The sequence below is a fragment of the Kitasatospora sp. NPDC004531 genome, from assembly GCF_053602195.1.
In genome coordinates this window covers 1-11,738 of record NZ_JBSGDD010000138.1, presented here as the reverse complement: position 1 = coordinate 11,738, position 11,738 = coordinate 1, and the positions used below count along the sequence as shown (strand labels likewise).

Genomic DNA, 11,738 nt, shown 5'->3' with positions numbered 1-11,738 from the left:
GTCCAGCTGTGCGTCACATAATTTCTTTTTTTAGTAACGAGTTTTCTTTGGTGGCGTGTTCCTAGGGGGGGCCCCCGGGGGGCGCGGCCCGTTCGCACGCGTGCTCCGGGGGCGCTCAGCCGCCGCTCTTGCGGCGGAAGGTGCGCTTGCCGCCGGCCGCGGCGGCGGTGCCGTGGATCTTGGAGTCGCCGCCGGGGCCGCCGCCCGCGCCCCGGTTCTTGCCGCCCTTGCGCTGCAGCGCGGCCAGGAACTTGGCCTTCTGGTCGTCCTGCCCGGGCGCCTCGGCGGCGGTGTCGGTGCCGGCCTCGGCCGTGGCGTCCGGCGCGGGCTCGGCTGCTGGGGCGGTGTCGCTGCTCATTCGGGACCTCCTGGACGGGAGTGGGAAGTGCTGCAGCACACCTTCCCACGTCGGCGGGACCCTCCGTCGGCCGACACCTAGCTCCGGTGCGGCCGGCCGTGGTGGTGGTGCCGTTCGTCGCGGTACTGCAGGCCGCCCATCATGAACAGCAGGGCGAGGGTCGGGAAGCCGAACGAGGCGATCACCAGGACGAAGAACTGCCAGACCATGGGACTCTCCTGTCGCGAAGCCTTGGCGAGTTGGGGCGGTTCGGACAATTATGTCCGAATTACGGCGCGGGAGGGTCGAACGGCGGGCCGAACAGCCCCTGTTCGAACGGCCGGTCGCGGACGCAGACTGAACGGCATGCGGGTACAGCTGGCAGTCGACGCGCGCCGCCCGGACCGGGCCTGCGAGGACTTCGTGGTGGCCACCCCGGAGGCCCTGGTGCTGCTGGACGGCTCCAGCGCCCCGGACACCCTGGAGTCAGGCTGCGGGCACGGCATCCCTTGGTACGTCCGCCGGCTCGGCGCGCACCTGGTCGCCCGGCTCACCGACCACCCCGAGCGGGACATCGCCGGCTGCCTGGCCGACGCCATCGCCGACACCGCCGCCCTGCACGGCGGCTGCTGCGACCTGGCCAACCCCAACACGCCCGCCGCGATGGTGGTCGCCGCCCGGCTGCGCGGCGACGCCCTGGAGTACCTGGCGCTCGGCGACTCCCTGCTGGTGCTGCACCCCAAGGCCGGCCCGCCCCGGGTGATCGGCGACAACCAGCGCTTCCCCGGCGGCGAGGAACTGCGCCGGCAGATCTGGGCGACCGTCCCCGGCACCGCCGAGCGCGCCGACCTGTACCTGCGGTACGCGATCGCCGTGCGCGCCGCCCGCAACAGCGGCCACGGCCCGTGGATCGCCGCCGCCACCCCCGAGGCCGCCCGGCACGCCGAGACCGGCGTGGTCGCGCGCGCCGACCTGCACGGGGTGGCCGCCCTGTCGGACGGCGCCGCGCGCTTCACCGAGCGCCTGGGGCTGGGGAGTTGGGCCGACGCCGTCCGCCTGCTCGCCGAGGCCGGGCCGGCCGAGCTGATCGCCCAGGTCCGCGCCGCGGAGCTGACCGACGCCGACTGCCTGCGCTGGCCCCGGGGCAAGGCCCACGACGACGCCGCGGCGCTCTACGCCCGGCTCTGAGCCTCAGCCGGCGGTCAGGAACACCGCGCGGGCCGCCGAACCGTCCGGCGCGGTGTACCCGGCGACCACCTCGCCCGGCGCCGGCTCCCCGGCGGGGGACAGCTCCCGGCGCAGCACCGGCACCGCCTCGCCGTCGACGGCCGCCACCGCGACGCTCTCGTCCGCCCGGTCGCTCTCGCTCTGCATCTGCGGCACCGCCCGGCCGCGCAGCAGCTCGGCGAGCTGCTCGCGCACCACCGGGTCGTGCTCGCCGTCGTAGAACCAGCGGGTGCCCAGCACCCCGTGCTCGGCGGTTCCGATCAGCGCGCCCTCGGGCGCCCCGTCCAGCGGTGCGCCCCGGTACGCCATCGGCACCAGGTAGGCGGAGCGGCCGTCCGTCACCACCATCAGCTCGATGCCGACCTCGCCCGCCGGGTCGTCCAGCCGGAAGCCGCCGGCCCGGACCAGCTCGCCGCCGCCCGGGCGGTACCAGGACCGCGTCGGCAGCCAGGCCGCCAGCAGCTCCAACTTGCCGGGCTCCACGGTCGTGTGATGGATCGTCGCCATCGTCGGCGCCTCCTGCTTCGCGCTGTCGTCGTTGCGGAGGTCAGCCTACGAACTCCGCCCGGGAGCCGGTGCGCGTCAGCGGGCGGGGGCGGGCTGCCCGTTCGGATGAATGCGGCGTGCAGCAACGGTGGTTCGCAGGCGTCCGGTGCTAGAAATTTGCCTGCGCTCGGGTCAGAGCCGAGCAAGCACCCCATGGCCGCAGGGGATTGGTGCGGCCCGCAGCGAGAACGGAACCGCCTCATGGCCATCGCTTTCCGCAAGACGCTCGCCATCGCCACGATGGGACTGGCTGCCTCCCTCCTGCCGACCGCCGGCGCCGGCGCCGCCGACACCGGGCACGCCGCCACGCGCACCCCCGGCCGCTACTGCCTCGCCAACACCTGGGGTGCGCCGGACATCTCCAGCAAGCCGTGCGACGCCAACGACAAGGGCCAGCACTGGAGGGTCTCGGGCCAGCAGATCGCGCTCTCCAACGCGCTCGGCTACTGTCTCGCCAACAAGTGGGGCGCCCCGGACATCTCCAGCAAGCCCTGCGACCCGGGCGACCAGGGCCAGTACTGGAGCATCGCGGGCCAGCAGATCTCGCTGACCTTCGCCCCGGGCTACTGCCTCGCCAACACCTGGGGCAGCGCGACCGTCTCCAGCAAGCCGTGCGACGCCAACGACAAGGGCCAGCACTGGGTGGTCTTCAACGACCAGATCAGCCTCGCCCTCGCCTGAGGCCCCAACGCGCCGTCCCGCCCGAGCAGTTGCTCCGGGCGGGACGGCGTCCTGAGGGGTGGTCAGCGGGTGACGGAGAACGGCGTCGGCGGCACCGGCTCGCCGCTCGCGTCGTGGCCGTTCGCGTCGAGGCCGAGGACGGTCAGCCGGCCCTCGACCTCCACGACGGAGCGGGGGTAGCGCCCGCCGGCGGTGCTGCCCTGCGGGATGTCGAGCGGCTTCCAGCGGCCGTCCGCCAGTTCGGCGCCGATCGGCTGGTAGGCGCCGCCGGCGTAGTTGACGCCCACCACGGCCACGCCGCCCCGGGTGCGGGTGAGCCCGTACAGGTGGCCCGCGCCGAGGCCGGTCTCCTGGCGCGTCCAGCTGCTGCCGTCGTAGTGCGCGACCAGGGTCTGCGGGTTGTGGTCCGGGCCCTCCTCGGTGCCGGACACCCAGACGCTGCCCGGGCCCACCGCGACCAGCTCGGTGAGCTCGCCGTAGCGGGAGTCCAGGTCCGGGGAGGAGACCCGGTTCCAGCTGTGGCCGTCGTAGTGCATCAGCAGCGGGCGCGACCAGCCCTCGGGGGTGCCGACGCTGCCGGCGGCCCAGACGTCGGACGGCCCGGTGGCGGCCACCGCGTCGAGCGTCCAGTAGTCGACGGAGGGGTCGATGCCGGAGACCGGCACCCGCTCCCAGCTGGTGCCGTTCCAGTGTTCGATCATCCCGAGGAACGTCAGGATGTCGTCGGGCTGGTAGTAGCCGGTCGCCCACACGTCGTCGGGGCCGCCGGCCGTCGCGACGTCGGTGAACCCGGCCGCCAGCGTGTGCTCGGGCGCCGGGGCGTCCTGCGTCTGCCAGCGCCCGTCCCGGTAGCGGGCGGTCGGGATGCCGGTGGCGGTGTTGTCCTTGAGGCCGGTCACCCAGGCGCCGCCGGCGCCGTCGGGGTCGACGGTGCGGGGCTTCAGGCCGTCGGGCAGGGCGAGTTCGCGCCAGGCCGCGTCGGCGCCGTTGCGGGTGAAGGCCACCGGCTTGGTGTACCTGTCCCGGCCCTCCCCGAACTCCCGGATGCCGACCGCCCACGCGGTGCGGCCCTCGGTGCGGCTCGCGTCCTGGATGGTGGCGTTGCCGGCCGGGAAGGCATTGGCGGTCCAGGCCCGCGGGCGGTGGCGGTCGGCGGTGGTGTCCTCCGCGCCGGCCGGCGCGGCCGTCAGCAGCAGGGCGCCGGAGACCAGGACGGTCGTCAGGGCGGTACGTCGCTTCATCGGTTCGCTCCTTCGTCGTACGACTTCAGTTCTTCCTGAACGGGGTGCTGATCGGCCCGCCGGACCAGGTCCAGGACCTGCGGCGAACCGACGAACTCGGCCAGTCGGGCGGTCGTCACCGGAACCGAACTCCCGTGCGCCTCATCGGGGTTGAGGGAGATGGACACGTCGCTGCCGCCCAGGTGGAAGACCGCGTCGGTGATCGCCACGGCGCCGCCGCCCGCGGGCTCCACCCGCAACACGACCGGTGTGCCGTCCGGCAGGCGCCCGACCTCGCACTGCCCGCCCTTCGCCGTGTCGGCCGGCCGGCAGGTCCGGTCCGCCGTGCCGTTCGGGGCGGGGCTGACGGAGAACCGCACGAACCAGTCGCCGCCCTGCGGGTTCGGCACCAGGTAGCCCGACACGTCGCCGGCCACCAGCCGGACCTGCCCGACCAGCGGCCGCAGCAGGTCCTGCAGCGCCGCGGCCGTGGCCTGCCGGTACGCCTCGATCCGGCCCCGCTCGGCGTCCGAGCCGCGGTCGGCCGGCGGCGCGGCGTCGGCCGGCGGCGCGGCGGTGGGGGAGAGCGTCACGGTCGGGAAGACCTGCGGGGCCGGCCCGTCCCCCGCCTGGACGGCGACCGGGCTCGGCCCGACACCGACGCCGGGCACCACGGCCGCCAGCCCCGTCACCGCCAGCGCCGCCGTGCACGCCGCCGCCCCGCCGACCGCGAGCCGCGACCGCAGCCGCCGCCGGCGCCCCTGCCGCACCGCCCGGGCCGTCAGCCCGTACGGCTCGGCCAGGTCGGCCGTGAGCTCCTCCATCGCCTCTCTCACGAACAGCGCCTCCGGCGCCTGCTCCTTCACGTCGCACTCCTTCGTCGTCTCGGTCCGGTTCACGAGGGCGCTCACACCGGCGCGTACGGGCTCGACTCGCCGAGCTGTTCGCGCAGCCTGGCCAGGGCGCGCGAACACTGGCTCTTGACGGTGCCGGTGCTGCACCCGAGCAGCTCGGCCACCGTCTCCACGCTCAGGTCCTCCCAGTACCGCAGGACGACCATCGCCCGGGCCCGCGCCGGCAGTTGGGCCAGCGCGGTCAGCAGCGTCACCCGCAGATCGGCGTCCCCGTGCCGGGACTCCTCGGGCGAGCCCACCAGCGCCCCGAGCCGGCGGGCCAGCGACCGCTTGCGCTGCTCCGCCAGGAACGTGCGGGTCAGTACGGTGCGGGCGTAGGCGTCGAGGTTCTCCATCCGCGAGGCCCGCCGCCAGTGCGCGAACAGCTTGGCGAGCGTCGCCTGGGCCAGATCCTCGGCCCGGTGCGGATCACCGCACAGCAGGTAGGCCGTCCGGTACAGCCGCCGCGACCGCGAAGCCGCGTACTCCTCGAAGCCCAGCTCGTCCTGTCCGCGCATCCACCCCTCCTGGCTCGCGTCTCTCACCCGTCCTCAATGCGCGAGCGCGGAGAAAGGTTGAGACCGAAAATCGAAAACCCGCGCACCCGTCCGAGGACGGTGTGCGCGGGCCTGCCGTGTCCGGTGCTCAGCCCAGCTGCGGGCGCAGGTGCTCCAGCGCGGCCTCCAGCGCCCGGTCGGCCGGGACGGGCAGGTCGGGTTCGACGCCGACGCCCTCCCAGTTGGTGCCGGTGACCGGGTTGATCGAACGGGCGGTCGGGACGGTCACGGTGACGTGCGCGGTGAGCGGGATCCGGGAGGTGGGGTGGGCGCCGCCCCGGGTGGTCGCGCCGACCAGGGTCGCGCGACCGAGCGCCTGCAGGTTGTACGCCAGCTCCTCGCCGCCGGAGAAGGTGAAGTCACTGGTCAGCACGGCGACCGGGCGGTCCGGGTAGCGCGGGGCGGCGAGGTGGCCGAGGGTCCAGAACTGGCGGGTGGAGTCCGTGGCCCGGTTGTAGATGTCGTTGAGGTGCACCTCGTCGTCGGCGAAGAAGTAGCTGCACCACAGCTGCACGCCCTCCGGCGCACCGCCCCGGCACTGCCGCAGGTCGACGACCAACGCCCGGCTGTGGGCGACCAGTTGCATGGCGGCGGCGATCGCGGGGCCGCCCGGCTCGGCCATCGGGATCAGCCGCAGGTCGAGGTAGCCGATGTTGCCGTCGAGCTGCTCCACCCGGTGCACGCCGTAGTTGTTCTCCTGCGCGAACCGGTTGAACCGGGCCCGGGAGACCTCCTCCGGCTCCTCCTCGGTCGACTGCGGCTCCTCGCTCCACAGCAGCCGCAAGTGCTGGTCCGGGCAGGCCTCCTGGAGATCCGCCGTGACGCGCTCGCACAGCTCCCGCTCGTCCAGCCCCCGGTACGCGCCCTCGGCCAGCCGCCGCCGCAGCGCCGCCTCGACGGCGGCCGTCCGCTCCGGGAAGACGTAGCCGGCGGATATCCGCTCCAGCGCGGCCTCGATGATGTGTTGATGGGACGTCATGCGCGCGATGCTAGGTCCGTGCGCAGGGCGTTCCCACGGGTTTTCCCGCTGCGGGCAGGGCGATGCCTCCGGCACCCGTGGGTGGCGGAGGCATCGGGGGAGGGGGATCAGTTCTCGTCGGCGGGGATGGTGCCGAGGCGGCCGGCCTGGAAGTCCTCCATGGCCTGCTGGAGTTCGCGGTGGCTGTTCATCACGAACGGGCCGTAGTGGGCGACGGGCTCGCGGATCGGCAGGCCGCCGAGGAGGACGACCTCGAAGTTGTTGTCGCGGGAGTCCTGCTTCTCGTCGGCGCGGATGGTGAGGGAGTCGCCGTCGCCGAAGACGACGGCCTGGCCCCGGTGGAAGGGGCGCTGCTCGGTGCCGGCCGAGCCGTTGCCGGCCAGGCCGTAGGCGAGGGCGTTGAAGTCGGAGCGCCAGGGCAGGGTGATCTGGGCACCGGGGCTGACCGAGGCGTGGATCATGGTGATCGGGGTGAAGGTGGTGCCCGGCCCCTGGTGGCCGTCCAGCTCACCGGCGATGACGCGCAGCAGCGCTCCGCCGTCCTCGGTGCTGAGCAGCTTGACGCTGCCGCCGCGGATGTCCTGGTACTTCGGGGTGATCATCTTGTCCGAGGCGGGCAGGTTGACCCACAGCTGGAGGCCGTGGAACAGGCCGCCGGACTGCACCAGGGACTCCGGCGGGGTCTCGATGTGCAGCAGGCCGGACCCGGCGGTCATCCACTGGGTGTCGCCGTCGGTGATGGTGCCGCCGCCGCCGTGGGAGTCCCGGTGGATGAAGGTGCCGTCGATGATGTAGGTGACGGTCTCGAAGCCGCGGTGCGGGTGCCAGGGGGTGCCCTTGGGCTCGCCGGCCGCGTAGTCGACCTCGCCCATCTGGTCCATCATGATGAACGGGTCGAGGTACTTCTGGTTGATCTTCGCGAAGGCGCGGCGGACGGGGAAGCCCTCGCCCTCGTAGCCCTCGGGGGCGGTGGCCACGGTGAGGACCGGCCGGGCGGTGGTGTGCACCGGGCTGGGCGTGGTCACGCGCGGCAGGGTCAGCGGGTTCTCGACGGTCACGGCGGGCATGTCGGCCTCCTTCGGCGGGTCTGTGGCCTACGTCCACCACAGTAGTTCAACTCTCAACCACTCGCAAGGTTGAACGTTGAACTATCCGGGTGTATTCCGGCCGGGGAAGGAGTGGGGAGAAGGGGTCAGCCGTACATCCGGCGCATGGTGAAGTCGACCATCTGCTCGACCGCGCGGGCGTCGAACACCATCCGGTGCTCGCCCTCCATGTCCAGGGCGAAGCCGTAGCCGGTGGGCAGCAGGTCGAGGACCTCGGCGCCGGTGACCGAGAAGTGCTTGGAGTCCTTGCCGGCGTACCGCTTCAGCTCCTTGAGCGAGCTGAACATCGGGATCACCGGCGTCGGGGTGTTGTGCAGCGCCAGGAAGCCGGGGCGGTCGCCGCGCGGGCAGTAGACCTTCGAGGTGATGAAGATGGCCTGGAAGTCCTCCACCGGCATCGCCCCGGTGGTGAAGGCGCGCACCGCGTCCGCCAGCGAGGGCGGCGAGGGCTCCGGGTAGAGCGACTGCTGGGCGGCCTGCTGGTCCCCGTACCCGGCGCCGGGCATGCCGGGCATCCCCTGCTGCATCTGCTGCTGATAGGGGTCCTGGTAGGCGTTCTGCTCGTAGCCGTACACAGGGCAAGGCTATCGGGCCGGACCCCGCTTGGGGGCGGGTGATCCGCACAATCCGGCGGCGGCCCGCATTGTGGGACGTGACCACGTTCATAGGTGGTTCACGGCGGAGGGGTTGAACAAGTTACCGCTGGGTAGCATCATGGGGCGTACTGGTGGGTAAGCGGTGCGCCGTAAGCGGCTCGCCCGTGGAAGACGAACCGGAGAAACGGTCATGGGTCACTACAAGGCAAACCTGCGGGACGTGGAGTTCAACCTCTTCGAGGTGTTCGGCCGCGACCAGGTGTACGGCACCGGTCCGTTCGCCGACATGGACGTCGAGACCGCGAAGAACATCCTCAGCGAGATCTCCCGGCTGGCCGAGAACGACCTGGCCGCCTCGTTCACCGACACCGACCGCAACCCGCCGGTGTTCGACCCGGAGACCAACACCGCTCCGATCCCCGAGACCTTCAAGAAGAGCTACCAGACCTTCATGGACGCCGAGTGGTGGCGCCTGGGCATCCCGGAGGGCATCGGCGGCCAGGTCACCCCGAACTCCCTGGTCTGGGCGTACGCGGAGCAGGTGCTCGGCTCCAACCCGGCGATCTGGATGTACTCCTCCGGCCCGGCCTTCGCCGGCGTCGTCTACGACGAGGGCACCGAGGAGCAGCAGAAGGTCGCCCAGCGCATGGTCGAGCGCCTCTGGGGCGCCACCATGGTGCTGACCGAGCCCGACGCGGGCTCCGACGTGGGCGCCGGCCGCACCAAGGCGATCAAGCAGGAGGACGGCTCCTGGCACATCGAGGGCGTCAAGCGCTTCATCACCTCGGGCGAGCACGACATGTCCGAGAACATCATCCACCTGGTGCTGGCCCGCCCCGAGGGCGGCAAGCCGGGCACCAAGGGCCTCGGTCTGTACATCGTCCCGAAGTTCGACTTCGACTGGGAGACCGGCGAGCTCGGCGAGCGCAACGGCGTCTACGCCACCAACGTCGAGCACAAGATGGGCCTCAAGGCCTCCAACACCTGCGAGATGACCTTCGGCGCCAAGCACCCCGCCAAGGGCTGGCTGCTCGGCGAGACCGTCGACGGCATCCGCCAGATGTTCAAGATCATCGAGTTCGCCCGGATGATGGTCGGCACGAAGGCCATCGCCACCCTGTCCACCGGCTACCTGAACGCGCTCGAGTACGCCAAGGAGCGCGTGCAGGGCGCCGACATCTCGCAGTTCATGGACAAGACCGCGCCGCGCGTCACCATCACCAACCACCCGGACGTCCGCCGCTCGCTGCTCACCCAGAAGGCGTACGCCGAGGGCATGCGCGCCCTGGTCCTCTTCACCGCCTCGGTGCAGGACGACATGCTGGCCGCCCGCCTGCGCGGCGAGCACGACGCCGCCGCCGAGCGCCTGAACGACCTGCTGCTGCCGATCGTCAAGGGCTACGGCTCGGAGAAGTCCTACGAGCAGCTCGCCCAGTCGCTGCAGACCTTCGGCGGCTCCGGCTACCTGCAGGAGTACCCGATCGAGCAGTACATCCGGGACGCCAAGATCGACACCCTGTACGAGGGCACCACCGCCATCCAGGGCCAGGACTTCTTCTTCCGGAAGATCGTCAAGGACGGCGGCCAGGCGCTGACCGCGGTCAACGAGCAGATCCAGAAGTTCCTCGGCGCGAACGAGGGCGGCGAGGCCCTGGCCGGCGAGCGCGACCTGCTCGCCAAGGCCGCCGGCGACCTGGAGGCCATCGTCGGCAAGCTGATCGCCGACCTGACGGCCGTCGAGCAGGACGTCAAGAACATGTACAAGGTGGGCCAGAACACCACCCGCCTGCTGATGGTCTCCGGCGACGTGGTGGTCGGCTGGCTGCTGCTGCGCCAGGCCGCGGTCGCGCTGGCCAAGCTGGAGGCCGGCGCCTCCGAGAAGGACGTCCCGTTCTACCAGGGCAAGATCGCCGCGGCGAAGCACTTCGCCCGCACCGTGCTGCCCACCACCGCCGCGCAGCGCCAGATCGCCGAGGCCATCGACAACGAGCTGATGGACCTCGCCGAAGAGGCGTTCTGATCGAACGGCAGTCGGCCGTTCCCCCGACCGCCTGACGCACCCTCACACCACGGGGCCCGGTTCACCGCCGGGCCCCGTGGCGTTGTGTCGCGCGACGCTCACTGTTGTGTCACCATTGCGGACTTCATGCGGCCCTGTCCGTGTACGGGCATATGCTCGGGGACGGGCCCACGAACCCCATCGGCCCGGCCGCCCTCAACCCAGGAGCAACATGTCGACCGCCGCCCGCACGGCCCACTTCGACCGGAAGCACACGGACGACCTGATCGCCTTCCTCGCCGCGTCCCCCTCCCCGTACCACGCGGTGCAGAGCGCGGTCGAGCGGCTGGAGCGGGTCGGCTTCCGTGAGGTCCGCGAGACGGACGCCTGGGAGGGCGGCAGCGGCGGCCGCTACCTGGTGCGCGGCGGAGCCCTGATCGCCTGGTACGTCCCCGAGGGCGCCGGCCCCGCCACCCCCTACCGGGTGGTCGGCACCCACACCGACTCGCCGAACCTGCGGGTCAAGCCGATCCCGGACACCGGCTCCGCCGGCTGGCGGCAGGTCGCCGTCGAGATCTACGGCGGCGTCCCGCTCAACACCTGGCTCGACCGCGACCTCGGCCTCTCCGGCCGCCTCGCCCTGCGCGACGGCACCACCCGCCTGGTCCACCTGGACGAGCCGCTGCTGCGCGTCCCGCAGCTGGCCATCCACCTCGACCGCAGCGTCAACGACGGCCTCAAGCTCGACCGCCAGCGCCACCTCACCCCGATCTGGGGCCTCGGCGACACCACCGAGGGCGCCCTGCTGGAGTACGTCGCCCAGAAGGCCGGCCTCGACGCCGCCGACATCATCGGCTGGGACCTGATGGCCCACGACGTCCAGCCGCCGTCCTACCTCGGCCGCGACCGCGAGCTGCTGGCCGGCCCCCGCCTGGACAACCAACTGTCCGTGCACGCCGCCACCGCCGCGCTGGCCGCCGTCGCCGAAGCCGGCGGCGAACTGCCCTGCATCCCGGTGCTGGCCGCGTTCGACCACGAGGAGACCGGCAGCGAGTCCGACACCGGCGCGCAGAGCCCGCTGCTCGGCAACGTGCTGGAGCGCTCCTGCTACGCCCGCGGCGGCACCGCCGAGGACCGCGCCCGCGCGCTGGCCGGCACCGTCTGCCTGTCCTCCGACATGGGGCACGCCGTCCACCCCAACTACAGCGAGCGCCACGAGCCCGGCCACCACCCGCTGCCCAACGGCGGCCCGATCCTCAAGGTCAACGTCAACAACCGGTACGCCACCGACGGCGTCGGCCGGGCCGTGTTCGCCGCCGCCTGCGAGAAGGCCGGCGTCCCGTGGCAGAGCTTCGTCTCCAACAACGCGATGCCCTGCGGCACCACCATCGGCCCGATCACCGCGGCCCGGCTCGGCATCACCACCGTCGACTGCGGCATCGCGGCGCTGTCCATGCACTCCGCGCGCGAGCTCTGCGGCGCCGAGGACCCGCACTACCTCGCCGGGGCCATCAAGGCGTTCCTGGAGGGCTGACGAACACCGGTCGGGGCGCGGGCCCGCAGCAGATCTGAACAGAACACCTCTGAACACCACTCA

Annotated in this window: 13 protein-coding genes; 4 read left to right on the top strand and 9 right to left on the bottom strand. The window is 72.3% G+C overall.

Annotated features, from left to right (window positions below; translation table 11 throughout):
• Nucleotides 1-115: 115 nt before the first annotated feature.
• Nucleotides 116-358 (bottom strand): DUF5302 domain-containing protein, encoded by a 243-nt coding sequence (locus ACWEMJ_RS32065; RefSeq protein ID WP_452140652.1) that lies wholly within the window; start codon nt 356-358, stop codon nt 116-118.
• A 77-nt stretch (nt 359-435) separates the two neighbouring features.
• Nucleotides 436-567 carry a hypothetical protein gene (locus ACWEMJ_RS32060; protein ID WP_452140651.1) on the bottom strand — a complete coding sequence of 44 codons (132 nt, stop codon included), beginning with the start codon at nt 565-567 and terminating at the stop codon, nt 436-438.
• 136 nt (nt 568-703) lie between these two features.
• Between ACWEMJ_RS32060 and ACWEMJ_RS32055 the strand changes: the two genes are divergently transcribed.
• The gene (locus ACWEMJ_RS32055) at nt 704-1,525 is read left to right on the top strand and encodes an integrase (protein ID WP_452140650.1); all 822 of its coding nucleotides are present in this window, start codon (nt 704-706) and stop codon (nt 1,523-1,525) included.
• A gap of 3 nt (nt 1,526-1,528) precedes the next feature.
• Here ACWEMJ_RS32055 and ACWEMJ_RS32050 read toward each other — a convergent pair whose 3' ends face one another.
• Nucleotides 1,529-2,071, bottom strand: coding sequence for a maltokinase N-terminal cap-like domain-containing protein (locus tag ACWEMJ_RS32050; RefSeq protein WP_452140649.1), 543 nt, complete (start codon nt 2,069-2,071; stop codon nt 1,529-1,531).
• A gap of 240 nt (nt 2,072-2,311) precedes the next feature.
• Here ACWEMJ_RS32050 and ACWEMJ_RS32045 point away from each other — a divergent pair, with 240 nt between their 5' ends.
• Nucleotides 2,312-2,791: a hypothetical protein gene (locus ACWEMJ_RS32045; protein ID WP_452140648.1), complete on the top strand. Its 480-nt coding sequence runs from the start codon at nt 2,312-2,314 to the stop codon at nt 2,789-2,791.
• A 62-nt stretch (nt 2,792-2,853) separates the two neighbouring features.
• Here ACWEMJ_RS32045 and ACWEMJ_RS32040 read toward each other — a convergent pair whose 3' ends face one another.
• The 6 genes from ACWEMJ_RS32040 to ACWEMJ_RS32015 all read right to left on the bottom strand — a co-directional run bounded on the left by ACWEMJ_RS32040 (nt 2,854) and on the right by ACWEMJ_RS32015 (nt 8,121).
• On the bottom strand, nt 2,854-4,032 hold the full coding sequence (locus tag ACWEMJ_RS32040) for a hypothetical protein (RefSeq protein WP_452140647.1): 1,179 nt from the start codon (nt 4,030-4,032) through the stop codon (nt 2,854-2,856).
• Nucleotides 4,029-4,877: a hypothetical protein gene (locus ACWEMJ_RS32035; RefSeq protein WP_452140646.1), complete on the bottom strand. Its 849-nt coding sequence runs from the start codon at nt 4,875-4,877 to the stop codon at nt 4,029-4,031. Before ACWEMJ_RS32035 ends, ACWEMJ_RS32040 begins: the two co-directional genes overlap by 4 nt.
• A gap of 41 nt (nt 4,878-4,918) precedes the next feature.
• Nucleotides 4,919-5,422, bottom strand: a complete 504-nt coding sequence (locus ACWEMJ_RS32030; protein WP_452140645.1) for a SigE family RNA polymerase sigma factor — start codon at nt 5,420-5,422, stop codon at nt 4,919-4,921.
• A 127-nt stretch (nt 5,423-5,549) separates the two neighbouring features.
• Nucleotides 5,550-6,440: a S41 family peptidase gene (locus ACWEMJ_RS32025; RefSeq protein ID WP_452140644.1), complete on the bottom strand. Its 891-nt coding sequence runs from the start codon at nt 6,438-6,440 to the stop codon at nt 5,550-5,552.
• 107 nt (nt 6,441-6,547) lie between these two features.
• Nucleotides 6,548-7,507, bottom strand: coding sequence for a pirin family protein (locus tag ACWEMJ_RS32020; protein WP_452140643.1), 960 nt, complete (start codon nt 7,505-7,507; stop codon nt 6,548-6,550).
• A gap of 125 nt (nt 7,508-7,632) precedes the next feature.
• Nucleotides 7,633-8,121 (bottom strand): SseB family protein, encoded by a 489-nt coding sequence (locus ACWEMJ_RS32015; RefSeq protein ID WP_452140642.1) that lies wholly within the window; start codon nt 8,119-8,121, stop codon nt 7,633-7,635.
• Between the two features lie 211 nt (nt 8,122-8,332).
• On the opposite strand from ACWEMJ_RS32015, the gene ACWEMJ_RS32010 reads away from it, so the two are divergent.
• Together ACWEMJ_RS32010 and ACWEMJ_RS32005 are read left to right on the top strand one after the other, a co-directional pair.
• The gene (locus ACWEMJ_RS32010) at nt 8,333-10,162 is read left to right on the top strand and encodes an acyl-CoA dehydrogenase (RefSeq protein WP_452140641.1); all 1,830 of its coding nucleotides are present in this window, start codon (nt 8,333-8,335) and stop codon (nt 10,160-10,162) included.
• 211 nt (nt 10,163-10,373) lie between these two features.
• Nucleotides 10,374-11,675 carry a M18 family aminopeptidase gene (locus ACWEMJ_RS32005; RefSeq protein WP_452140640.1) on the top strand — a complete coding sequence of 434 codons (1,302 nt, stop codon included), beginning with the start codon at nt 10,374-10,376 and terminating at the stop codon, nt 11,673-11,675.
• The last annotated feature ends 63 nt before the right edge of the window (nt 11,676-11,738 follow it).